This window comes from Chryseobacterium sp. MDT2-18 (genome assembly GCF_030815285.1).
GTDB lineage: Bacteria > Bacteroidota > Bacteroidia > Flavobacteriales > Weeksellaceae > Kaistella > Kaistella salivictor.
In genome coordinates, this window is sequence record NZ_JAUSWQ010000001.1 from 106,884 (window position 1) to 131,863 (window position 24,980).

25 protein-coding genes are annotated in these 24,980 nt (G+C 36.7%); 18 read left to right on the forward strand and 7 right to left on the reverse strand.

The annotated features are described in order from the left end of the window. Positions 1-66: 66 nt before the first annotated feature. The 7 genes from QF004_RS00500 to QF004_RS00530 all read right to left on the reverse strand — a co-directional run bounded on the left by QF004_RS00500 (position 67) and on the right by QF004_RS00530 (position 7,832). Positions 67-432 carry a four helix bundle protein gene (locus QF004_RS00500; protein ID WP_307421790.1) on the reverse strand — a complete coding sequence of 122 codons (366 nt, stop codon included), beginning with the start codon at positions 430-432 and terminating at the stop codon, positions 67-69. 96 nt (positions 433-528) lie between these two features. Next, a complete protein-coding gene (locus tag QF004_RS00505) occupies positions 529-1,713 on the reverse strand; it encodes an acetyl-CoA C-acyltransferase (RefSeq protein WP_307421792.1) in 1,185 nt (394 codons plus the stop codon). Positions 1,714-1,831: 118 nt separating this feature from the next. Further along, positions 1,832-4,225 carry a 3-hydroxyacyl-CoA dehydrogenase/enoyl-CoA hydratase family protein gene (locus QF004_RS00510; RefSeq protein ID WP_307421794.1) on the reverse strand — a complete coding sequence of 798 codons (2,394 nt, stop codon included), beginning with the start codon at positions 4,223-4,225 and terminating at the stop codon, positions 1,832-1,834. 6 nt (positions 4,226-4,231) lie between these two features. Next, positions 4,232-4,684, reverse strand: coding sequence for a MarR family winged helix-turn-helix transcriptional regulator (locus tag QF004_RS00515; RefSeq protein ID WP_133440399.1), 453 nt, complete (start codon positions 4,682-4,684; stop codon positions 4,232-4,234). Between the two features lie 165 nt (positions 4,685-4,849). Continuing rightward, the gene (locus tag QF004_RS00520) at positions 4,850-5,773 is read right to left on the reverse strand and encodes an ABC transporter ATP-binding protein (RefSeq protein ID WP_133440400.1); all 924 of its coding nucleotides are present in this window, start codon (positions 5,771-5,773) and stop codon (positions 4,850-4,852) included. A 356-nt stretch (positions 5,774-6,129) separates the two neighbouring features. Beyond that, positions 6,130-7,113, reverse strand: coding sequence for an iron ABC transporter permease (locus QF004_RS00525; RefSeq protein ID WP_307421797.1), 984 nt, complete (start codon positions 7,111-7,113; stop codon positions 6,130-6,132). 146 nt (positions 7,114-7,259) lie between these two features. Then, positions 7,260-7,832, reverse strand: a complete 573-nt coding sequence (locus QF004_RS00530; RefSeq protein ID WP_133440402.1) for a TlpA disulfide reductase family protein — start codon at positions 7,830-7,832, stop codon at positions 7,260-7,262. Positions 7,833-7,865: 33 nt separating this feature from the next. Here QF004_RS00530 and QF004_RS00535 point away from each other — a divergent pair, with 33 nt between their 5' ends. From QF004_RS00535 to QF004_RS00620, 18 genes are all read left to right on the forward strand, one after another. Beyond that, a complete protein-coding gene (locus QF004_RS00535; RefSeq protein WP_133440403.1) occupies positions 7,866-8,990 on the forward strand; it encodes a ferredoxin--NADP reductase in 1,125 nt (374 codons plus the stop codon). A gap of 68 nt (positions 8,991-9,058) precedes the next feature. Beyond that, positions 9,059-9,616: a vancomycin high temperature exclusion protein gene (locus QF004_RS00540; protein WP_307421800.1), complete on the forward strand. Its 558-nt coding sequence runs from the start codon at positions 9,059-9,061 to the stop codon at positions 9,614-9,616. Between the two features lie 79 nt (positions 9,617-9,695). Next, positions 9,696-10,313, forward strand: a complete 618-nt coding sequence (gene udk / locus QF004_RS00545; protein ID WP_133440404.1) for a uridine kinase — start codon at positions 9,696-9,698, stop codon at positions 10,311-10,313. Position 10,314: 1 nt separating this feature from the next. Then, positions 10,315-10,665: a septum formation initiator family protein gene (locus QF004_RS00550; RefSeq protein ID WP_133440405.1), complete on the forward strand. Its 351-nt coding sequence runs from the start codon at positions 10,315-10,317 to the stop codon at positions 10,663-10,665. 39 nt (positions 10,666-10,704) lie between these two features. Next, positions 10,705-11,871 carry a methylmalonyl-CoA mutase family protein gene (locus QF004_RS00555; RefSeq protein ID WP_307421804.1) on the forward strand — a complete coding sequence of 389 codons (1,167 nt, stop codon included), beginning with the start codon at positions 10,705-10,707 and terminating at the stop codon, positions 11,869-11,871. 44 nt (positions 11,872-11,915) lie between these two features. Further along, entirely contained in the window at positions 11,916-12,287 is a 372-nt protein-coding gene (locus QF004_RS00560) for a GxxExxY protein (protein ID WP_307421806.1), read from the forward strand. 107 nt (positions 12,288-12,394) lie between these two features. Next, complete coding sequence (locus QF004_RS00565; RefSeq protein WP_307421808.1) at positions 12,395-13,546, forward strand: class I SAM-dependent methyltransferase; 1,152 nt, start codon at positions 12,395-12,397, stop codon at positions 13,544-13,546. 90 nt (positions 13,547-13,636) lie between these two features. Further along, entirely contained in the window at positions 13,637-13,906 is a 270-nt protein-coding gene (locus tag QF004_RS00570) for a hypothetical protein (protein ID WP_307421809.1), read from the forward strand. Between the two features lie 93 nt (positions 13,907-13,999). Next, positions 14,000-15,379, forward strand: coding sequence for a dipeptidase (locus tag QF004_RS00575; protein ID WP_307421811.1), 1,380 nt, complete (start codon positions 14,000-14,002; stop codon positions 15,377-15,379). Positions 15,380-15,695: 316 nt separating this feature from the next. After that, positions 15,696-16,481, forward strand: coding sequence for a T9SS-dependent choice-of-anchor J family protein (locus tag QF004_RS00580; protein ID WP_133440410.1), 786 nt, complete (start codon positions 15,696-15,698; stop codon positions 16,479-16,481). Between the two features lie 73 nt (positions 16,482-16,554). Beyond that, a complete protein-coding gene (locus QF004_RS00585; protein ID WP_307421813.1) occupies positions 16,555-17,259 on the forward strand; it encodes an SDR family oxidoreductase in 705 nt (234 codons plus the stop codon). Between the two features lie 95 nt (positions 17,260-17,354). Beyond that, on the forward strand, positions 17,355-18,101 hold the full coding sequence (locus QF004_RS00590; protein ID WP_307421816.1) for an electron transfer flavoprotein subunit beta/FixA family protein: 747 nt from the start codon (positions 17,355-17,357) through the stop codon (positions 18,099-18,101). 25 nt (positions 18,102-18,126) lie between these two features. Next, entirely contained in the window at positions 18,127-19,074 is a 948-nt protein-coding gene (locus tag QF004_RS00595; RefSeq protein ID WP_307421817.1) for an electron transfer flavoprotein subunit alpha/FixB family protein, read from the forward strand. Positions 19,075-19,215: 141 nt separating this feature from the next. Further along, a complete protein-coding gene (locus QF004_RS00600; RefSeq protein WP_133440414.1) occupies positions 19,216-19,812 on the forward strand; it encodes a bifunctional nuclease family protein in 597 nt (198 codons plus the stop codon). A gap of 15 nt (positions 19,813-19,827) precedes the next feature. Beyond that, entirely contained in the window at positions 19,828-21,087 is a 1,260-nt protein-coding gene (locus QF004_RS00605) for a nucleoside permease (protein WP_307421820.1), read from the forward strand. Positions 21,088-21,170: 83 nt separating this feature from the next. Beyond that, positions 21,171-22,349: an acetyl-CoA C-acyltransferase gene (locus QF004_RS00610; RefSeq protein ID WP_307421822.1), complete on the forward strand. Its 1,179-nt coding sequence runs from the start codon at positions 21,171-21,173 to the stop codon at positions 22,347-22,349. Positions 22,350-22,448: 99 nt separating this feature from the next. Next, entirely contained in the window at positions 22,449-23,930 is a 1,482-nt protein-coding gene (locus QF004_RS00615; protein WP_133440417.1) for an MFS transporter, read from the forward strand. A gap of 117 nt (positions 23,931-24,047) precedes the next feature. Then, positions 24,048-24,974 (forward strand): mevalonate kinase, encoded by a 927-nt coding sequence (locus QF004_RS00620; RefSeq protein WP_133440418.1) that lies wholly within the window; start codon positions 24,048-24,050, stop codon positions 24,972-24,974. Positions 24,975-24,980: the final 6 nt, after the last annotated feature.

The following is a 24,980-nucleotide window of genomic DNA, read 5'->3' on the forward strand; positions in this document are numbered from 1 at the left end:
ACTGATAGATAATAGATTTTGATTGTTTTGTCTATTATCTATTCGTCTATTTTCTTTTTGTCTTTTTTATTGATTTAATGTATTTTGAAATACTATTGTTGCCCGTTGAAATTCCTCTATTTTAGACTCAATTACAGCAGTGCTTTCATCTGAAACATATTTTTTATAATTTGCCAATAACAGTTGAGTCTGCAATTCGAATGAGGAACCTAATGAGATGTCTAAATAATGACTGAAAGATTTATTTGTCCTACTTGAACCTTCTGCAATATTTGATGGAATCGAGACAGAGCATCTATCCATTTGACCCCGCATACCAAAATTTTCAAAGGAAGGAAAGGAAACAGTAATATCTGAAACGTCTTTTGCGATCTCCATCCCCATTTGCCAAATTTTCAACTTCTTAAAATTGTGTCTTTTAAAATCACTCATAATTAAATTTTTTAAAGTTTTAATCTATCATCTATCCATCTATCCATCTATCATCTATCCGTCTATTATCTATCCATCTATTATCTATCCGTCTACTTAAAGAATTTCAAAGATCGAAGCCGCTCCCTGTCCGGTTCCTACGCACATGGTTACCATTCCGTATTTCATGTTGCCGCGTTTGCGCATTTCATCGAGGAGTTGAACGGTTAGTTTTGTTCCGGTACACCCGAGTGGATGTCCGAGCGCGATGGCGCCGCCGTTGACGTTTAGGATATGCGGATTCAGATTGAGTTCTTTTTTCAGAGCCACTGATTGAGAAGCAAAGGCTTCATTCAATTCGATGAGGTCGATGTCTTTTAATTCTAAACCTGCCTGTTTTAATGCTTTTGGAACGGCGTACAATGGACCCATTCCCATGATTCTCGGTTCTAAGCCTGCGGCTGCATAAGCCACTAATCTTGCTTCCGGTTCCAGACCCAGTTCTTTCACCATTTCCTCTGACATTACAATTACGAATGCGGCACCGTCGCTCATCTGAGAAGAGTTTCCTGCCGTTACAGATCCGCCGTTGGCAAAGACCGGACGTAATTTTGCCAAACCTTCCAGACTCGTATCTTTTCTCGGCCCTTCATCGACCGTGAAATCGTATTTCCTGGTCTGCATTTTTTGGTTTTCATCCAGATAATTGTATTCTACCGGAATAGGAACGATCTGATCTTTAAATCTACCAGTTTCATTTGCTTTCAATGCTTTTTGATGAGATTCAAAAGCAAACTGATCCTGTTCTTCACGGGAGATTTTAAACTGATTCGCCACTTCTTCGGCAGTATAACCCATTCCCCAATAATAATCGGGATTGGATTTTGCCATATCGCTTTCCGGCACGGGTTTGTAACCACCCATCGGAATGTAGGACATTGATTCTGTTCCGCCTGCGATGATACAGTCGGCCATTCCTGCCTGAATTTTTGCAGAGGCAATTGCAATCGCCTCAGATCCTGAAGCGCAATATCTGTTCACCGTCACGCCGGGAACCTGATCGGTGTTTAATCCCATTAATGAAATTAAACGGGCAACATTTAAGCCCTGTTCGGCTTCCGGCATTGCGTTTCCAACGATGAGATCGTCGATTCTGTTTTTATCGAGTTGCGGAACGGCAGCCATTAATTTTTCGATAACGGTTGCTGCCATGACATCGGGTCTTGTAAATCTTAAACTTCCTTTTGGCGCTTTACCAACGGCAGTTCTAAATCCTTTAATTATGTATGCTTGTTTTGACATTTTTTAATTTTTTTAAATTTGATTACGCTACTTCGTAGCTTCAAAAAAAACTTTTTAATTTCATTGGGCTTCACCCAATGCTTATGATCTTGCCACTTCGTGGCGGAGGAATTGAAAATTAATTTCTCAACGGTTTTCCTTTCGTCAACATGAATTGAATTCTTTCCAAAGTTTTTCTTTCTCCACATAATTGTAAGAAGGTTTCTCTTTCAAGATTTAATAAATACTGTTCGGTAACAACGGTTGGTTCTGATAGATTTCCACCCACTAAAACGTTGGCTAATTTGTCAGCGATCAGTTTATCGTGTTCAGAAATATATTTTCCGGTGAGCATCTGATCGGTTCCTACTAAGAACATTCCCAATGCGTCACGGCCCAAAACTTTTACTTTTTGCTGGATCGGTTGCGTGTAACCCAATTCTGCGGTTAGTTTTGCCACTTTTTTCGCTTCAGCGATCTGACGGTTTTTATTCACGACCACGATATCTTTATGGTTTTCAAGAATCCCCATATCATACGCTTCATAAGCTGAAGTGGCCACTTTACCCATCGCGATGTTCATGAACATATCCCGAAGTCTGTTGTTTTTTACATCATCAGCATGGAATTCGCGGGAAACCCTCAACGCCATTTCTTTGGTACCACCACCGCCAGGAATTACACCAACTCCGGTTTCTACCAATCCGATATACGTTTCTGCTGCGGCAACAACTCGATCGGCGTGCATTGTCATTTCGCAACCTCCGCCTAAAGTCATTCCGTGGGGCGCAACAACGACAGGAATTGAAGAGTAACGAACGCGCATCATTGATTTTTGGAAATAGGCAATGGCCATATTCAAATCATCCCAATCCTGATCGATCGCCATCATTAAAATCATGGCTAAATTCGCTCCGACGGAGAAATTGGCACCTTGATTTCCGATCACCAAACCATCATAATCTTTTTCGGCTAAGTCGATGGCTCTGTTCAAACCATCTAAAACTTCGCCTCCTAAAGAGTTCATTTTAGAATGGATTTCAAAGTTGATAATTCCATCGCCCAAATCCTGAATTGAGGATCCGGAATTACTCCAAAGGGTTTTGTTTTTTCTGATATTATCAAGAATGATGAAAGATTCCTGACCTGGAATATTGTTATAGTTTCCTGAGTTTTTATCGAAGTAAATACTTTGACCATCTTCGTTTACTTTATAGAACGTTTCTACGTTTTTCACCCAATCAGAAACTTCATAACCGGCTTCTTTTGCTAGTTCAATTCCTTTTTGAACTCCAATAGCATCCCAAATTTCGAACGGTCCGTTTTCCCAACCGAAACCTGCACGCATGGCATCGTCGATTTTGTACAGTTCATCCGAAATTTCCGGAACTTTATGAGAAATATAAGCGAACAATGCGCCTAAAGATTTTCTGTACAATTCGCCGGCTTTGTCTTTGCCACCAACCAAAACTTTGAAACGGTCGATAGGTTTATCGATGCTTTTTGTTAATTCCAGAGTAGGGAAGTCCGATTTTCCCTGAAGTTCATATTCGAAGGTATCTAAATTCAATCCCTGGATTTCAGATTTACCTTCGGCGTTCTTTACTTTTTTATAGAAACCCTGTTCCGTTTTAGAGCCCAACCATTTGTTGTCCATCATCTTCTGAATGTAATCCGGAAGTTTGAAAACGTCGTTGAAATCGTTGGCTTCGGCTCCGCTTTGACGAACGCCATTGGCAACCATCACCAAAGTATCCAAACCAACAACATCAGCCGTTCTGAACGTCGCAGATTTCGGACGGCCGATTACCGGACCGGTTAATTTATCGATGTCGGAAACATTTAAGCCTAAATTTTTAACTTCATGAAGCAGGTTCATCATCGAGAAAACCCCGATTCTGTTGGCGATAAATGCTGGAGTATCTTTTGCTTCTACCGTAGCTTTTCCTAAGAATTTCGCGCCATATTCCATATAGAATTTAACGATCTCAGGATCGGTTTCCGGTGTAGGAATAATTTCTAAAAGCGGTAAATATCTTACAGGATTAAAGAAATGTGTTCCCGCAAAATATTTTTTGAAATCATCGCTTCTTCCTTCAATCAGGAAATGAATCGGAATCCCGGACGTATTGGAAGAAACCAATGTTCCCGGTTTTCTGTGTTGTTCAATCTTTTCATAAACCGATTTTTTAATGTCGAGTCTTTCAACTACAACCTCAATAATCCAGTCGGTTTTTTTAATTTTTTCTAAATCATCATCAAAATTTCCAACGGTAATTCTGTCGGCAAATTTCGGTGAATATAAAAGTGCCGGGCTTGCTTTCTGTAATTTCACAAAATTCTCCGTTGCAATTCTGTTCCGTACGGTTTTGTCTTCTTTTGTAAGACCTTTTTTCTGTTCGGCTTCTGTCAGTTCAAAAGGAACGATATCGAGCAATAGTACTTCTACGCCAATATTGGCAAAGTGTGCAGCGATACCGGAACCCATAATTCCTGAACCGAGAACCGTTACGTGTTTAATTCTTCGTTTCATTGCTATTTATTTTTTATTATTTAATTCGTTGGCGATTTTCAAAATGTCGGTCATCACCTCTTTGAAAATTTCCATTTTTTCAGCAGGGATTTTATCGATTACTTTTTTGTTGAAATTGACCACCACTTCTTTGGATAAATTTCTGCTGTTCAGACCTTTGTCGGTAAGCTTGATGATGACTTCGCGTTTGTCGTTGGTAGTTTTTTCTTTGTAGATATAGCCGTTATCTTCCAGAAGTTTAATAATTCTCGTTAAAGAAGTAGGTTCGATGGCCATTTTAGGTCCCAGATTGGTACTTCTGGTTCCATCTTTGGGATCAATTTTTAGAAGAGTTAAGGCCTGAACTGCTGTGGCATCATGGTCCTGTGCTAATTCTGAATACATTTTAGAAACAGCGAGCCAGGTCGACTTTAAGATAAGATCGATATTCTCAACCTTTTCATTGTTTGTTTTGTTCATAATATTGAGATAATGTGGTTATCCAAATATAAATAATATTATGCATGCATAGTATATTTTTTCTGTTAAAACTTTGTTAATAACTAGAAATCAGTCAGTTAAAAGGTATGAAAAGCATAATACTATGCATGCATAGTACTTTGAAAACACCGAATAAATAAGGATTTAATGAAGGTTTTGAACAAATTCAGCGATTTCCTCAAAAGAATCGCATTTTTGTTGAATTTGATGGGTTGAAATCTCCCAGAAAGGATTGCTGAAAACAAATTTAAACTCAGAAAGGTTTTTTTTGAAGTTTTTTTGAAGAAAAGAGTAGAGCATTTCTTTGTGTAATTCCGGAGCGAAAATTTGCGGCGCAACAAATCCTTCGTTGAAATGAAAAATATGAGGATTAAGCAGTTCGTTATGCTTCAAAAGAATCTCTTCCGTAATTCCGGCGTGCAGTTTTTCGTTACTGATAAGCCATATTTTATCGGCAAACTCTTTTGCCAGCCGCCAGTCGTGGGAAGAAAACAGGATAAGTTTGTTTTGCGTTTTAGCTAAATTCCGCAGTAACTTAAGAATGATGATTTTATTTTCTTCATCCAGATGAGTGGTAGGTTCGTCCAAAATAATCATCGGCGAATTTTGCGCTAAAGCTCTTCCGATAAACGCTTTCTGAAGATTGCCGTCCGACAGCTGACTTAGCTGAAAGTCGCGGTATTGCGTTAAATTCAGGCTTTCAATGATTTCTTCAATTTCCAGTTTGTCTGTATGGTTTAATTCAAAATAATAGGGATAATGAATGTATTTCCCGAAAGATATTAAATCCCATAAAGTATAATTTGCCGGAATTTGCGACTTGGAAAAAACCACGGCAATCTGCTCGGCAATTTCTTTGTAGGTAAGTGTTTGAGTTTGTTTTTCATTGATTAAAACAGCGCCTTCTATCAATTCGATTTGATTGAGAATGCTTTTGATTAAAGTGGTTTTTCCCACGCCATTGTTTCCGATCAAAAGACAGATTTCACCTAAGCCCAGAGAAGTGTTAACTTCTTTAATTAAAGGAGTTTGGTAACCGATTGTTGTATTTTTTAATTCTAGAAACATTTATTTCTCACAGATTTCACGGATTTCACAGATTTTAATTTGTCTTCCATAAATTATAAATATGAATACTTGTAAATAATAAAATTGGCAGCAAACTAAAAAATGAATATTTGAGATTTTTATTTCGTTTTAAAACTGAATTAATTACATTATTTATTGATAAAATCATTGTACAGGGAAATGCAAAAAATAACCACCAAAGATTTGCTAATGAGTAGATCCAATGAATTGTCAATCTGAAACTATCAGATAATTTTAAAAACGCAAAACTTATAACAAATAATAAAAGATTTGCTAAGATAATTTGTTTTAAAGTAATTTTTAATTTCATGAAAGATTGGTGGGATTATTTTAAATCATTTAGAATTGGCTCTTTTACTATTCATCATCATCATTAAAATCACCGGTATCCCGAATAACGAGGTAATTACATTCAAAGGAAATTGCGTAGATTCTGATATAATCGAGAAAAATTCCATAATTAATATTCCTAAAAGCATATTTAAAATCCACTGTTGCCACAGTTTCGCAGGATTAAAAAGCATTCTGCAAAAATGCGGAACCACAATCCCGATAAATAGAACAGGACCTAAAAACGCTGTGACAGAAGCTGACAAAAGTGACGAGGAAATAATGACTAAAAACTTTAAGTGCTTTAAATTGACGCCCAAACTTTGTGCATAAGCCGTTCCCAGAGAATTTCCGATTAATGGTTTAATGGTTTTAAAACTTAACAGTAAACCGATGATTACGATAATTGTTAAAACTAAAATCTGATTCGTAGAAACCTGGTTATTCGCCCCGAAACTCCACAGAATATAATTTTTAAGACTTTGATTTTCAGCATAAAACTGAAGGATAGAAACCACTGCGCCAGCTAAAGCTGAAATTAAAAAGCCGAAAATAATGAGAAACGATTTATCCTGAAATTTTCCCGAAAACGCTAAAAGAATTACCATTAATAATAAACTCCCGGCAATTGCTGAAAAACTTAAAAAACTGTTGTGCAAAAATTCCGGTAAGATAAAATCTTTAGAAAAGAAAATATAAAAAGCAACACTCAAGCTCGCCACAGAAGTAATTCCCAAAACCGATGGTCCGGCCAAAGGATTTTGAAAATATTCCTGCAGTAAAAATCCCGAAGTCGGTATGGAAATTCCGGCCAAAAGCATTACTAAAACCCGATTGATGCGAAGTTGCGCAATCTGTGAGTTTTCGGAACCGGAAAAAAGGAAATCTGAAAAACTTAAATTCATAAAACCGATATTCAAATTGATAAGTACCGAAATAAGAATTCCGATGATGATGAATATTCCGGTGATTTTAAAGTTTTCCGACATTTTTAGAGATACAAAAAAATCACAAAAATTCTGTTTTTATCAAAAGAGAAATGTGGAATTGAAAGCTGGTTCAGGATAAAAATCCTCTGCTTTTCAAAATACATTTTACTTAGTTTTACAGCAATCTTTGCGACTTTCGGTTGAAATTATTTAAAAGAATTAATCTTTTCAGTTAAAGCTTCAGCGCTCATCATTCCAACGGTTTCGTCGGTTTTATCGCCTTTTCTCATGAAGGTGAAAGGAATTGAACCGCCGTCCCATTCTTTAAAGTTTGCTTTAAAAAATTCGGGAGTTAATAATGATCCGTCCAGTAAAACTACATTTTGCGACAGACCTTGCTCCTCTGAAAACTTTTTCACTTTCGTGTCCCAGTCGCCTTTTTCATCTAGACTTACGAAGGTAAATTTAACCGGCTGCGATTTCAGTTCCGCCATTTTTTCTTTAAAATGAGGGATTTCTCTCATACACGGACCACACCAGGTTGCGAAGAAATTGGTTACATATAAGGTATCATTATCTTTTTTGCCCAGCAGTTTGGTGCTTTCCTCCGCACTTAATTCAACATGTTTAAAAGGAAAGGCGGTTTCCGTTGCAGCTGCTGAATGATCTGCGCCGGCAGAGTCCGTTACGGTTGTATCGGTCGTTTCATTTACTTTCGCTTCTTTTTTACAAGCCGAAAGTGCAGTGCATAACACGACACCCAAAATCAATTTTTTCATTTTATTTTTATTATTTTTGAATTCTTAATAATTATGGAAAATCTCTTACCTAAAGCAAGACCAATAGAATTTCACCCGCTAAAATTAGCGAAAAAGCAAGAACTGACCAAAAGTACCTTTGCGCTCGAATTCGAAATCCCGTCAGCATTATCTTCCCAATATCATTTTGAGGCCGGCCAATATGTAACCCTTCAATTTCCCGTAAACGGAAAGGTTGTAGAGAAGGACTTTTCAATGACTTCGGCACCTTATGAAGAGAAAATAACGTTGGGAATCAAGATAAGCAGCGAAGAAAGTTTTGCGAATTCTTTATTTAAAGATTTAAAAACTGGTGATTTTATTGAAGTTTCAGAGCCGAGAGGAAGATTTACATTAAGTTCCAAGCCACATGAATTTCGCACGATCGTAGGTTTTGCCGGCGGAATCGGAATTACACCGATTTTAAGTCATTTCAAAAATATACTGCACACCGAACCCAGAACGCGTCTTTTCCTTTTCTACGGAAATAAAAATAAAAAACAGGTCGCTTTTAAAAATGAATTGGAAGAATTGGCGAATCAACATCCGGATCGGCTGGAAATTCACTACTTTTACTCACAGGAAAAAGTGGGTAACGGCCTTTTTGAAGGACGGCTGAATGAGAAAAAAGTCGCTTTGATTATCAATCAGATTTTGCAGTTGGATGATACCGATGAAGAGAGTACGATTTGGGATGCCGTAGATGAAGTGCTGATCTGTGGCAAAGGCGAAATGATAAAGTCGGTTGCCAATGCCTGTTACAGACACGGTATTCGCAAGAAAAATATTCATTTTGAACTTTTTGAAGAATTTAATGAAGATATTTATCCGGTCGAAAAAGAGTTTCCTTTACTGGAAAATATTGAGGTCGGTTTTAAACTTTTTAACAAAGAATATAAAACGACTTTAAAAGATAATAAAATGCGGCTGTTGCAGCAATTGCTGATTCAGAAATTCCCGGTTCCCTATTCCTGTAAATCAGGGATTTGCGGCAGTTGTGAATGTGTTTTAGAAGAAGGCCAGGTTGAGCTTTTAGAAAATGAATATCTGACCGAAAAAGAGGAAGCATCTGGAAAAATACTCGCCTGCATGTCCATCGTTTTAAGTAAAAATATTAAAGTTAATTTTGACTTGATGTAGCTATTTTGAAGAAATTATTAGACATATTAAAATCATTTTTTAACCTCATTGAAATTGGGGTTTTACTTATGTTTTTGGCTAATATCTGGGTTTTTGCGGTAACGAATGGAAAAACCTACACCAAAATATCGAAAATCCCACCCAGAGAAACGGCGCTTGTTTTAGGAACTTCTCCGAGAATGAAATCCGGAGTTTCCAATCCTTATTTTACAGCGAGGATGGATGCAACCGCACTTCTGTACCATCACGGAAAAATAAAAAAAATCATTGTAAGCGGCGAAAAAAGCAAAGGTTATGATGAACCTGCGGCCATGAAAAATTACCTGATTTATCAGGAAGGTGTCCCGGAAAATATTATCACTGAAGATCCGAAAGGTTATAAAACCCAAACCAGCATTAAAAACTGCATGGAGGTTTATCATCAAAAAGAGGTCATTATTGTTTCCCAGGGTTTTCATAATCTGCGTGCTTTATTCTACGCCAGAAACAGCGGAATGAATGCGCTTGGCTTTGATGCACAGGATGTTTTGACCAATAACAGTTATTACAGGAATCAGTCCCGGGAATTTATAGCACGCGTGGTTGCGGTGATTTATTACCTTCTCAATATCGAGCGAAAAGTATAAATGCAGTGCGGTCATAATTTAGATACAGTTTTAGCAAAGTAATTTACGGCAAAATCTTATATTTGTAAAAACAAAAAATATGCTCGTAATCGGAATTGCAGGAGGAACCGGATCAGGAAAAACAACTGTAGTCAATAAAATTCTTCAACAACTGAATATCGAAGGAGTGAATGTGCTCTCTCAGGATAATTATTACCATGATAATCCGAATCTTACCCTGTCGGAAAGAGAGGTTTTGAATTATGACCATCCCAAATCCATCGATTTTGATCTGCTTATCAAACATGTAAAAGCACTGAAAAACGGGGAAACGATTGAGCAGCCTTTGTATTCCTTTGTAACACATTCCAGAACGGGAGATCATGTGTCTATCGATCCCAGAAATGTTTTGATTGTAGAGGGGATTTTGGTATTGACCAATTCTGAACTTTTAAAAGAATATAATCTGAAAGTCTTTGTACATGCCGATTCCGATGAAAGACTGATCCGCAGAATCCGTCGTGATACGCAGGAACGGGGCCGCGATTTGCAGGAGGTTTTGCACCGGTATCAAACCACATTGAAACCCATGCATCAGGAATTTATAGAACCGTCGAAAAATGAAGCGGATTTAATTATTCCCAATATGAGACAAAATACCGTTGCCATCGACTTTCTCTCTACTGTCATCAATAATACGCTGAAAAAAACACATTAAAATGGAAGACTTAATTAAAGAAATCAAACCGAAATCGGCAAAGTTAAAATTCATCCGGAAATATTTTGTGAATAAATATTTCGTGACTGTTTTTCTTTTTTTGGTGTGGATGATTTTCTTTGACAGTACTTCTTTTTTAGTCATCAATGAACTGAATGGTGAAGTGAGCCGCTACGAAAGTCAGCTCGCATATTATCAAAGAGAATATCATAAAAATGACGAGTTTTATAAAAAATTGATGAATGATAAAGAAGAAAAAGAGAAATATGCCCGCGAAAATTATTTCATGAAAAAACCAAATGAAGAAATTTTTATTTTGGTTGTAGACAGTACGAAAGCAGTTAACAGATAACTCATTAGATAAAAACCAACTTTTGAAACCATCAAAAATATGTTTAAAAAAACTTCACTTCAAGACTGGGAATCTGTTGTTCAGAAACAACTGAAAACAGAAAATATCTATGAGATTTTATCCAAAGAAAACCTCGAGGGAATTACCGTTAAGCCTTATTACGATTCTGTCGCGAAACCGTTAAGCAATCTTCCGAAAGTGGAAGAATCTACCCATCTTGTTTCCCCTTACCACGAAAGTTCAGAGGAAAATATTTTCGCTTTTCTTTTAAATGATAATGTCGAAAACCTTCAGGAGAAAGTGATTTTTGTTAACAATAAAGATTTGGCAGAACATATTTCCCTGGAGGAGAGCAACCGTTATTTTTCATTAATCGATGTGTTTTCTGACGATCAAAAGGGCGGATTAAATCAGCAACTGGTGAAAGAACTTCTAGCAAAAGATTTCGAGAGAAATATTTGCATTAATGTTTCTCTGCATCAAAATGCAGGTGCCACAATCGTTCAGCAACTGGCAATCGCGCTGGCAAAAACAACAGAACTGACAGAGATTTTCGGTTTGCAAATTTTAAATAAAATTATTTTTAGAGTCGCTGTTGGTGGAAACTATTTCTTTGAAATTGCTAAAATCAGAGCACTTAAATTGCTTTTCAATCAATTTTCAAAAGAATTTGATTTAGATGAAATTCCCTATATTTTTGCGGAAACATCTTTGCGGAATAAATCCAAAAACGATGCTGAAAATAATCTGATCCGTTCCACATTGGAGCTTTCTGCGGCGATGATTGGCGGAGCAGATGCAGTTTTCAGTAATGATTATCAGTTAGAAAAATCCGATTCGGTTTCCGAGGAAATTTCATTTAAACAACAAATTGTTTTAGCCTATGAAAGCATTATCAATGTTTTTGAAGACGCAGGAAACGGGAGTTATTATATCGAAAATTTAACGCAGCAATTCGCGGAAAAATCCTGGCATATGTTCCTGCAAATTGAAAATGATGGCGGTTATTGTGAGCTTTTGAAAAATGGTTCGATTCAAAAACAAATTTTTGAGCAAGCAATTAAAGAACAGAATTGGGTAGAAGAAGGGAAAATTAAAATTATCGGCGTTAATCTTTATCCGAAATTAGAGAAGACGAAATCTGCGGCAGAAATGTATTCGTCAGGTGAAATTAAAGCAGTTCGTCTGGCAGAAATGTTTGAATAGTTTTTTGCCACGAATTCACTAATTTGGCTTCTAAAATCAGTTTTATGGCAATTATTAATAAAGAAGAATCATACGAAATTATTGGAATCTGCATGGAAATCCATAATTATTTAGGTTTTGGTTTTTCAGAAATAGTTTATAAAGACGCGCTGGAAATTGAGTTTAGGAATGCAGGAATTGATTATGTGAGGGAAAAAAAATATGAGGTTGTTTACAAGGGAATTGTTTTGCCGCATCTGTTTTACGCCGATTTTGTTGTTTTTGATAAAATTATTTTAGAAATTAAAGGGAAAAAAGAAATTGCTGATGTTGATTTGTCTCAGGCTATCAATTACTTAAAAGTTTCTGAAAACAGATTAGCTTTGATTGTGAATTTTGGCGAAGAAAAACTGAATTATAAAAGAATTGTTTTATAGATTGCTACAAATAAACGAATTATTTATGGTTTCAAATTGTACCTGGTTACAGATTCCGATATTAAATTAATTCGTGCATTCGTGGCATTTAATTTTAAATTAAATACGTGGGACATAAAATATTAGACGCAAAAGTTCAGGAATTTATCAATGCAAATCTAAAAACGGATTTGCATTCTTTGTTATTGAAAAAATCGCCTTTTCCGGAAGTTTCGATGCAGGAAATAGTGCAGCAGATCAAAGGCAAAAAAGTGGCTCAGAAAAAGTTTCCTTACTTATTGAAAGACGGAATTATTTTCCCGCCCAACTTAAATCTGGAACAGGCTTCTTCGCAGGCAACTGCTGAATTTAAAGCTAAAAATTTAAGTGGAAAAAGTTTTGTTGATTTGACTTCAGGCTTTGGAATTGACGCTTATTTTTTATCCAAAAATTTTGAAGAAGTTACATTGGTCGAGCAGAATTCTGAATTATTGGAAATTGTAAAACATAACTGGGGGATTTTCGGGAGAAAAGCAGACTTTATTAATGAAAATTTAGAACATTTTTTGGCTGAAAATAAAGAAAAATTTGATTTGATTTATCTCGATCCTGCCAGACGAGATTCCGAAAAAAACAAAAAATTCCTACTCGAAGATTTGTCTCCCAATCTTCTGGAAATTCAAGATGAATTGTTGAAAATTTCTGATCAGATTATCATTAAACTTTCTCCACTTATCGATGTTTCTTATTTGGTTTCGGTGATAAAGAATATTGCCGAAATTCAGATTATCGCAGTGAGAAATGAAGTGAAGGAATTGCTGGTTTTCATTAATTCAAATAAAGAAAAAGAGGAAACCAGGATTACTGCAATCAATCTTGAAAGTGAAGAAAATGTGTTTTCGTTTCATTATAAAGAAGAGCGATCTGCAGTTTCAGAATATTCAGAACCCCTTCAGTATTTATATATTCCCAATAATGCCGTGTTGAAATCGGGTGGTTTTAATAGTGTTTCGGAAAAATTTGCTTTAAAAAAACTTCATCCCAATACGCATTTTTATACTTCCGATGAATTGGTGGAAAGTTTCCCGGGCAGAATTTTAAAGGTTGAAATCATTGATTCTAAAGAAATTAAGAAAGGAGAAAAATTCAATATTATTTCAAAGAATTATCCATTAACACCAGATGAAATCAAGAAGAAGTATAAAATTAAGGATGGTGGAACCGGCTATTTAATTTTTACTCAAACCCAGAAAAATAAAATTATTTTAAGAAGTGTTTAGAATTCATCGAAAACCTTGTGGTAAATATTAATATTTCTTACTTTTGGGGCATTGAAAATTTTAAAAATTCCTAATTATCATCAAGTAGATATGAAAAAAATTATTTTAGTCGTTGCAATCGCAGGTTTCGCCATCAGTTGTAAAAAAGTTCCGGCAGGAGGAAATAAAGGAGTTTTGAAAATGCAGGACGGTGTCGAAAGATACAGCGATGATGTGATGAGCGATGAAGCAACAGCGGCGGTGCAGGCGGCAGACGCTAAAAAAGCTGCCGAAATGATGACTTCAGACAGTACGAAAGTTACAGTTCAGCCGGCAGTTACCGTTAAAAAAGACAGTGCTGATTCTGCGGAGAAGAAATAAGTATTTAAAACATATTAGAAAATGTCTTGCTTCGGCGGGACATTTTTTTTATTTTTACAAAGTTCGATATTCAATAATTTTAATTAAAATAAAATGCAAGAAACCTTAAATTACATTCAGGAAAATAAACAGCGTTATGTTGACGAACTTTTTGAATTGTTAAAAATAGCTTCTATCAGTGCGGATCCTGCTTATAAAGAGGAAGTTCTGAAATGTGCTGATGAAGTGGCCAAATTCTTGAAAGATGCCGGAGCAGATGATGTAGAAGTTTGTGCGACCAAAGGATATCCTATTGTTTTTGGTCAGAAATTCCTCGATAAAAATTTACCAACGGTTTTGGTTTACGGCCATTACGATGTACAGCCGCCAGATCCACTGGAGTTGTGGACCAAACCACCGTTTGAACCTTATATTGAAAAAACTGAAATTCACCCTGAAGGTGCCATTTTCGCACGAGGTTCTGCCGATGATAAAGGTCAGTTTTTCATGCACATCAAAGCTTTTGAAGCAATGATGAAAACCGATACTTTGCCATGTAACGTGAAATTTATTTTTGAAGGCGAAGAGGAAGTCGGCTCAAAAAGTCTGGAGGATTTTGTGAATGAAAATAAAGAAAAATTAGCGTGTGATGTTATTTTAATTTCCGATACCCATATTTATTCCAACGAACAACCAACGGTAACCACCGGTTTGAGAGGTTTAAGTTATGTAGAAGTTGAAGTGGAAGGCCCAAATAGGGATTTACACTCCGGTCTTTACGGAGGAGCGGTTCCCAATCCGATTCACGTTCTGTCGAGAATGATTGCCAATTTAATTGATGAAAACGGACATATCACCATTGACGGGTTTTACGATAATGTAGAAACTGTTTCTGATGAAGAAAGAGCTGAAATGAACAAGTTAAAAGACGATCAGGAACATTTCAAAAAATCAATCGGTTTGAATGGAGTAGAAGGGGAGAAAGGGTATACGACTTTAGAAAGAACTTCGATACGTCCGACCTTAGACTGCAACGGAATTTGGGGCGGGTATACCGGTGAAGGTGCGAAAACAGTTATTCCTTCGAAAGCTTTTGCTAAAATTTCAATGAGATTGGTTCCTTATCAAACGCCGGAAGAAATCACGGAAAAATTCACAAAATATTTTGAAAAAATTGCGCCAGCCAATGTTAAAGTTAAAGTAAATCCGCACCACGGCGGGATGCCTTATGTTTTGCCAAGTGATACCAAAGAATTCAGAGCGGCGAAAACAGCCATGGAAACAGCTTTCGGAAAAGAAGTTCTTCCGTACAGAAGTGGTGGAAGTATTCCTATCACTGCGATGTTCGAACAGGTTCTGGGAGCAAAATCCGTGTTGATGGGATTTGGTTTAGATTCCGATGCGATTCACTCGCCAAATGAGCATTACGGCTTGTTTAATTTCTATAAAGGAATTGAAAGTATTCCGTTGTTCTTTGAGAATTATACTAAATAGCATTAGTGAGCAAGAAATCTTTTTGCGCATCTTCCTTTCCGGAAGATGCTTTTTATTTGCCTGAGTTTAATTCCGAATTATTTAACTCATAAAAATGAATGTATATTTGGCAGATAGGTGATTTATGCATTTTGTTTGCTTATTAGTCATATTATCAGATTTAAATTAATAATATTGATATAAGTTTTAAAAACATTAGAGGTATTTGTTAAATTGTAAACAGTATTTAGTTTGCAGTTATTTTAAGAATTATTCAAAAAGTTTTTATTATTCGTAAGAAAAATTATATATTCGTAAATAATTAAAAATTTATATTATGAAAAAACTTTTACTAATTGGAGCTTTAGCTCTTACTTCGTTAATTTCTGCACAAACAACAATATTTTCGGCAGATTTCTCATCAGCAGCTGGTTGGAGTGTTGCAGACAGAGATGGTGATGGAAATAACTGGGGCATATTTAATCTCACTACGCCTCTTAACGGCTTTGCCGTAGGGCAAGTAGCAGGTTCGCGTTCTTGGAGCAGTACAGAAGGACCATTGTCACCGGACAATTTATTAATATCTCCAGATATTGTACTTCCGACGGGCGGGACATTAAACTTTAGTGTAAAAGTTGGATCAGTAGATGAAGATTATTTTGATGATCATTATGCAATATATGCGATACTATCTACCGCAGTATTCACGGGATCAGAAACACCACTTATTGAAAATACTTTAACTTCTGCAGAAGCAGTTACAGTAACAGCAGATTTATCAACTTTGGCCGGAAAAACAATTAAATTAGTATTTAGACATTTTGATTCTTTCGATCAAAATATCTTCCTAATGGATGATGTGTTGGTTACGCAGACAATGCTCGGTGCTTCAGATTCTTCAATTAATAGTGGAATTCGTGTCTATCCAAACCCAACCTCAGATTATATAAACTTCACTGAGAAAGTAAAATCTGTACAGATTTTCGATGCATCAGGAAGAAAAGCTAATTTTCCGCAAGTGGTTGACAATAAGTTAGATGTGAGAAACCTTGCAAAAGGTATTTACGTGATTAAGTTTGAAACCGAAAAAGGAATTCAGTCTCTGAAATTTATTAAGGAATAAGTTATTTTAAAAATAGGTAGAAGAGCGTCCCGTAATTGGGACGTTTTTTTTATCTTTAAGCAAATAATACATCATGAAAAATAAAGTAGCATATATCACCGGCGGAACAAAGGGAATCGGCTTGGGGATCGCAGAAGTACTCCATAAACATGGAATCACCGTTGCAATTTCCGGACGTAGAAAAGAGGATGCGATAGAAGTTGCAGAACAGTTATCGACCATGGAAGCACCTGTTTTTGGGATTGGGTCAGATGTGAAAAACTTTGAAGACGAAAAAAATGCAGTTGTCGAAATTACCAGAAAATTCGGAAAAATTGATTACGTCATTGCAAATGCGGGCGTTGGAATTTTTAAACCCGTAGATGAACTGTCTGTTGAAGAATGGTCGTCCATGATTGATACTAATCTTTCCGGAATTTTTCACACTTTGAAAGCATCGGTTGAAGAGCTTAAAAAAACAGAAGGGTATTTCATCACTATTTCGAGTTTAGCAGGAACCAATTTTTTCGAAAACGGTTCCGGTTATAACGCCTCGAAATTTGGTGCAGTGGGCTTTACACAGGCAGCAATGATGGATTTAAGAAAATATAATATTAAAGTTTCTACCATCATGCCGGGCTCAGTTTCCACTCATTTTAATGGAAATCAGCCTTCAGAAAAAGATGCCTGGAAAATACAGCCAAAAGATATTGGTGAGCTTGTCATGGATATTCTGAAAATGAATCCGCGCACCTTACCAAGCAAGATTGAGATTAGACCTTTAAAACCAAAGGGTTAAATTATGTATCAAATATAAATTTTTTCTAAAATACTATGCATGCATAGTAAATAATTTTTTATCTTAGCCAACAGTAAAACAATAAATATTAGCACATGAAAATATTAGTTTGTATCAGTAGTGTTCCAGATACTACCTCCAAAATTAATTTTACAGCAGACAAGTCTGCTTTTGACAAAAATGGAATTCAGTGGGTGATTAATCCTTTAGATGAATTTGGATTAACCAAAGCAATCAAGTTGCAGGAATCGGCAGGAGCAACCGTTACGGTAATAAATGTAGGTGATTCCACTACTGAACCGGTGATTAGAAAATCTTTGGCCATCGGCGCAAATGATGCCATCAGAATAAATATTGAACCAAAAGACAGCTATTCTGTTGCAAAAGAAATCGCAAATATCGCGCAAAGTGGTGGTTACGATTTGATTTTCTGTGGAAAAGAATCTATCGATTATAATGGTGGAGCGGTTCCGGGAATGGTAGCTCAGTTATTAAATCAACCTTTCGTAAATGCCTGTGTTGGCCTGGAAGTGAGCGGTGCTGAAGCCACTGCAGTAAGAGAAATTGAAGGCGGTAAAGAAACAATTTCGGTAAAACTTCCGGCGGTGATCGCGGGTCAAAAAGGATTGGTTGATGAGAAAGATTTAATTATCCCGAATATGCGTGGAATTATGTCTGCCAGATCAAAACCTTTAACCGTTCATGAACCGGCTAATAATGAAGTAAAAGTGGACGCAGTTTCGTTTGATGCTGTGCCGGCGAGAGCAGCAGTGAAAATGGTGGCTCCCGACAACCTTGATGAACTGGTAAGATTACTTCACGAAGAAGCGAAAGTAATTTAATTCTAACCTTTAAACAAAATCAATCATGGCAATATACGTATATGCAGAAAATATAAACGGAATCTATAAAAAAGCAGCATTCGAGGCAGTTTCTTATGCAAAAGCAATCGCTGATAAAGATGGAGAAACCGTTACCGCGATTTCCATCAATCCTACAGATTCTTCAGATTTATTATATAAATACGGAGCAGATAAAGTCCTTAATATTAAAGATGAAGGTTTAAAAGGTTTCAGTGCGAAAGCTTATGCACAGGCGGTAAACGAAGTTGCAGACGGAAATATTATCGTATTCCCACACACCACTGACGCTTCATCTGTTGCACCGATGTTGGCAATTATGAAGAGTTATTCTCTGATTACCAACGCTTTGGAAACTCCAGAAAGCCTTTTTCCTTTCCAGGTCAAAAGAAGAGCCTTTTCCGGAAAAGGAATGATGCACGCTAAGGCAGACGCGGCTGGAGTTATTGTAACTGTCTCTCAAAATGCTTTCGGTATTAAAGAAAATGCAGTTTCAGGTTCAGAAGAAGTGAAAAATTTATCGGTAGTAAATGAAGATACCAAGGTAATTTCTCACGAACAGAGTTCAGGAAAGCTGGATTTGAAAGAAGCGGAAATCGTAGTTTCTGCCGGTCGTGGAATGAAAGGTCCCGAAAACTGGGGAATGATTGAAGACCTGGCCAATCTTTTAGGTGCCGCCACCGCCTGTTCAAAACCGGTATCTGATATCGGCTGGAGACCACATTCTGAACACGTGGGACAAACCGGTAAAGCAATTTCGCCCAACTTATATATCGCGGTCGGAATTTCCGGTGCAATTCAGCATTTGGCAGGAGTGAATTCTTCTAAAACAATTGTGGTTATCAACAGCGATCCCGAAGCTCCTTTCTTTAAATCTGCGGATTATGGAGTCGTAGGAGATGCATTCCAGATCATACCGCAATTAACTGAGAAAATTAAAGCCTTGAAAGGATAAATCCCTTTTTTGAATATCAACTTAAGTCCAGAATTTATTTTGGACTTTTTTTTTGTAAATTACTCATGATTTTTGTTTTATTTTTTAACAAAAAAGACGGATCAAAACTCATAATGTGAAAATTTCATTTATATTTGTCTCATGGATTATAAAAAATTAACCATTCGCGGAATTTCCTACAGCCAAACGCAATCTGGCGCTTATGCCCTGCTTTTGGAACATGAGGAAAGCAATGTCAAACTGCCGGTTGTAATCGGTAATTTCGAAGCACAGTCTATTTCATTAGGTCTAGAAAAAGATATTCATCCACCGCGGCCCCTTACGCACGATTTATTTTCCAAATTCGTTTTGGCCACTCATTTTGAGATCACTTCCGTCATTATTTATCAAATTATTGATGGCGTATTTTTCTCTAATATCAATTTTAAAAATAAGACGACGGAAGAGGAGCTTATCTTAGATGCAAGAACTTCTGATGCTGTAGCAATGGCTGTCCGTTTTGATGCACCTATTTATACCACACAACAGGTTTTAAATGAAGCAGGTATTTTACTGGAACTCGATGCGCCTTCAAAAGAAACTGATGCAGATCAGCAACCGGAGCCAGAAGGAAATTTGGCCGCACTCAGTTCAGAAGAACTCAATAAACTGCTGGAAGATGCTGTGAAAGACGAAGATTTCGATGCAGCTTTAGAAATTCAGGAAGAAATAAAACGTAGAAAAAATAAAATCGACTAAAATTTTAATAATATTATGAATTTAAAATTAAGACTAACCGTTCTGTCATTCCTGCAGTTTTTTGTTTGGGGAGCGTGGCTGATTACTATTGGCGTATACTGGTTCGGAACAAAACACTGGGGTGGTCAGGAATTTGGAAAAGTTTTTGCGACTTTAGGAATTGCTTCTCTTATAATGCCTGCTCTTGTAGGAATCATCGCTGACAGGTGGGTAAATGCAGAAAAACTGTACGGTATCCTGCATATTCTTTACGGGATTATTCTCGTATTCTTGCCTTCTATCTCGACTCCTGAAAATTTCTTTTGGATCATGCTCATCGCGATGATGTTTTATATGCCGACGATTTCTCTGTCGAATTCTATCGCTTATTACATTCTGAAAAATAATAATTACGATGTTGTAAAGGTTTTCCCACCGATTCGTGTCTGGGGAACCATCGGATTTATTGTAGCCATGTGGATTACCAATCTTACAGGAAATAAAGATTCAGGAACTCAGTTTTATATTGCGGCTGTTGTGGCTTTTATTTTAGGGATTTATGCATTCACGTTGCCAAAGTGTCCGCCGCAGAATTTAATTCCTGCCAATGCTACTTTATCAGAAAAATTAGGACTTAATGCGTTTTCTTTACTTAAAGATTACAAGATGGCGTTGTTCTTTTTATTCTCAATGTTTCTGGGTGCGGCGCTGCAGTTGACCAATATGTACGGCGATACCTACTTATCAGATTTTGGGAAAATCCCGGCATATGCTGACAGTTTTGTCGTAAAACGTTCCACGTTGATCATGTCAATTTCGCAGATTTCAGAAACGTTATTTATTTTGGCAATTCCTTTCTTTTTAAAGAGATACGGAATTAAAAATGTGATGCTATTATCGATGTTTGCGTGGGTTTTACGTTTCGGATTTTTCGCTTATGGCGGACCGGAAGGTTTTGGTTTAGGATTGATCATTCTTTCCTGTATCGTTTATGGGATGGCATTTGACTTTTTCAATATATCAGGTTCTCTTTTCGTGGAAACAACAACTGATTATAAAATCCGTTCATCTGCACAAGGTCTGTTTATGATGATGACTAATGGTTTCGGTGCAATTGGTGGAAGTCTGTTAAGCGGTTGGTTAATCCAACAATATTTCACGCTCGAAAATGGTGATAAAATGTGGCAGGAAATCTGGCTTGTTTTCGCAGGTTATGCCTTAGTAATTACGATATTATTTGCCATAATGTTTAAACATAAGCACGATCCGGAAGTTATTGCCGACCTAACGCACTAATTTTTAAAATACCAAACACACTTTTTCAAAGTGTGTTTTTTTTTGTAATTTGGCGTACTTAAAATAAATATAAATTCTACATAATGAAAGAAGTATTCATCGTATCAGCAGTGAGAACTCCAATGGGAAGTTTCTTGGGAAGTTTGGCCTCAGTTCCGGCTACAAAATTAGGTTCAACTGCAATTAAAGGTGCTTTAGACAAAATAAATCTTGACCCGAGACACGTTCAGGAAGTATATATGGGAAATGTTCTGCAGGCCGGAGAAGGCCAGGCACCCGCTCGTCAGGCATTAATGGGAGCAGGTTTATCCAATGAAACTCCCGCCACAACCGTCAATAAAGTATGTGCCTCAGGAATGAAAGCCGTGATGATGGCTGCACAGTCCATCAAAGCAGGTGACCAGGACGTAATCGTTGCAGGTGGAATGGAAAATATGTCTTCAGTTCCACATTATTACAATGCAAGAAATGCTACTAAATTAGGCGATGTTAAGATGTTGGACGGAATGGTGCTCGACGGTTTAACGGATGTTTACAATAAAGTTCACATGGGAGTCTGTGCAGAAAAATGTGCAGCCGAATATGGAATTACGAGAGAAGATCAGGATCAGTTCGCAATTGAATCTTACAAACGTTCGGCAAAAGCCTATAGCGAAGGTAAATTTAAAGACGAAGTTGTTTCCGTTGAAATTCCACAGAGAAAAGGGGATCCAATTATTTTTTCTGAAGATGAAGAATATAAATCAGTAAACTTCGACAGAATCGGGACTTTGCCAACCGTTTTCCAAAGAGAAAATGGAACGGTAACTGCAGCAAACGCGTCCACTTTAAATGACGGAGCATCTGCCTTGGTTTTGATGTCCAAAGAAAAAATGGAAGAATTAGGATTAAAACCTTTAGCAAAAATTATTTCTTATGCTGATGCGGCGCAGGCTCCGGAATGGTTTACAACGGCACCTTCAAAAGCACTTCCTATCGCGTTGAAAAAAGCCAATTTAGAAATTTCAGATATCGACTTTTTTGAATTTAATGAAGCGTTTGCGGTTGTGGGTTTAGCAAATAATAAAATTTTGGGTCTTGACAGTTCTAAAGTGAATGTGAACGGTGGAGCGGTTTCCTTAGGTCACCCGCTTGGAAGTTCAGGTTCCAGAATTATTGTTACTTTAATTAATGTTTTGAAACAAAACAACGGCAAGTACGGTGCAGCGGCGATTTGCAACGGCGGCGGCGGAGCTTCGGCCATTGTTATCGAAAACTTATAGAATATTTAATAGTCTTTCAATCAAACCATTAAGAATAACTGTTTATTTTTTCAGCAGATTCTTAATGGTTTTGTTACTTTTGTTTAATAAATTAAAAAAATGTCGGAAAACGAATCTCTACAAACTCCAAATATCAAGAATAATCCAAAGATCATGAAAGCCTGGGCTTTGTATGATTGGGCAAATTCTGTTTATTCATTGGTCATTACATCGACTATTTTCCCGATTTATTATTCGATTCTTACCACGGCCTCTGAGAAAAGCGAGTACGTGCAAGAAACCGGACAGTGGATTAAAGTTCCTGTTCGGCACATGATTAAGATTTTCGGAAAAGAGTATCAGCCAGATGCGATTTACGGATATTCTTTGACCATTTCATTTCTGATTGTAGTTTTGCTGTCACCATTTTTGTCATCGTTGGCAGATACGATTGGGAACAAAAAATCATTTCTGCAATTTTTTTGTTATTTGGGAGCCACTTCCTGTATGGGTTTAGCGATGTTTACGGGAATGCAAAATGTATTTCTGGGCTTATTATTCAGCATTACGGCCAGTGTAGGATTCTGGGGGAGTTTAGTCTTCTATAATTCTTTTTTGCCGGATATTGCAACTCCCGATAAGCAGGATGCACTTTCTGCAAAAGGGTATGTATATGGCTATTTAGGTTCTGTTGTTTTAGTGGTAATTTGTTTGTTGCTCATTCAGGTTTTTGCTAAAGATGCGGAGCAGGCGAAAATTTATACCCGAATTTCTTTTCTGCTAACAGGAGCGTGGTGGTTTGGTTTTTCCCAGTACACTTTCAAGCATTTGCCCCAATTTGGTAATATTAAAGAACAATTACCAAAAGATTTGGTGCTGTTGAATTATAAAAATATTTTTGAAAAACATGAAGAACAAGGGGGAATTTGGGTGGTTTTAAATGATAATCTTCACTTTTACCTTGATATTGCTAAGCAAAGCTTTAGGGAATTATTTAAAGTTGGCCGGGTTTTATTTAAGGACAGAAATTTGAAATTTTTCCTGTCGAGTTTCTTCTTTTACAGCGTTGGAATGCAAACCATTTTCTTGATGGCGACACTTTTTGGGAAGAGCGAAATCAATCTGGAACAGGATAAATTAATTATGACTTTATTATTAATTCAGATTGAAGCGATTATCGGAGCAGTTGTTTTCTCACGCTTATCCCGCAAAATTGGGAATAAGAATGTAATTTCGATTGCAATTGTACTTTGGATTGTAGCCTGTTTATCAGCATATTTCCTCAACAAAGAAAATCCAAATGTAGAAATCCAGTTCTACGTAATAGCCGGAATTATAGGTTTGGTAATGGGTGGTTTGCAGGCAATGTCGCGTTCTACCTACTCAAAGCTATTGCCGGAAAATAGTATGGATAATACGACCTTCTTTAGTTTTTATGATGTATTGGAAAAAATAGCTATCATTATTGGGACATTCATTTTTGCAACCATCATTGAAAAATACCATAATATGAGATATTCCGCTTTATCGATGTCGGCCTTTTTCTTTGTAGGACTGGTATTAATCCGGTTTTTGAAAGTAAAAATGGGGAAAGAAAAATAGCAGTTTCAGATTGGTATTGCTTTTGTAATTTTAGCTTAATAATTGCTTATTTTTGCAGAGTTGTTAAATTAAAATTACGTACATTTGCAACTGTAAATCAATGGATTAAATTAAAATATGACCAACCCTTTATTTTACGCAAAGATTCTTTTGTTCGGCGAATACGGTATTATCGAAGATTCGCAGGGACTTACTTTACCCTATAGTTTTTATAAAGGAACATTAAAATTTTCTGATTTAAAAAGCGATTTTGATAAAGAATCAAATGATTCGCTGCTGAAATATTCTGATTATTTAAAAGATTTAGAACTTCCAGAGGTTTTTCAACTCAATATTTCTAAGTTTAAAAAGGATATCAAAAAAGGATTGTTCTTCGATTCCAATATTCCGCAAGGATATGGGGTAGGAAGTTCAGGGGCTTTAGTTGCCGCTATTTTTGAAAAATATTCGATAAAAAGTTATCAGCCGGAACAGGTTTCTAAAGATCAACTTATGAATCTCCGTACTATTTTCGGTCAAATGGAAAGTTATTTCCATGGAAAAAGTTCAGGAATTGATCCGCTGATCTGTTATATGAATCTGCCGATTCTTATCGAAAGCAAAGAAAGCGTGGATAAAGTTGCTATTCCGGCAAGTCATGAAGGGAAAGGAGCGATCTTCTTAATCGATTCCGGGATGACTGGCGAAACTGGACCGATGGTTCAGATCTTCTTTGAAAAAATGAAAACGGAAGGTTTCCGCAAAACGATGAAAGAAGAATTCATCCGCTACAACAATGCCTGTATTGATGCTTTCCTGAAAAAAGAAATGACTCCACTTTTTAGAAACCTAAAGAGTCTTTCTGTCTGGGCTTACGAACATTTCAAACCAATGATTCCCGAAAGTATTTATAATGCCTGGAAAAAAGGGTTGGATACCAATGCCTATTACCTAAAGCTTTGCGGAAGCGGCGGCGGCGGTTATATTTTGGGGTTTACCAAAGACTATAAAAAAGCAGAAAAAATGCTGGAAGGTTTCCACAAAGAAGTTATTTACAGGTTCTAGATTTTT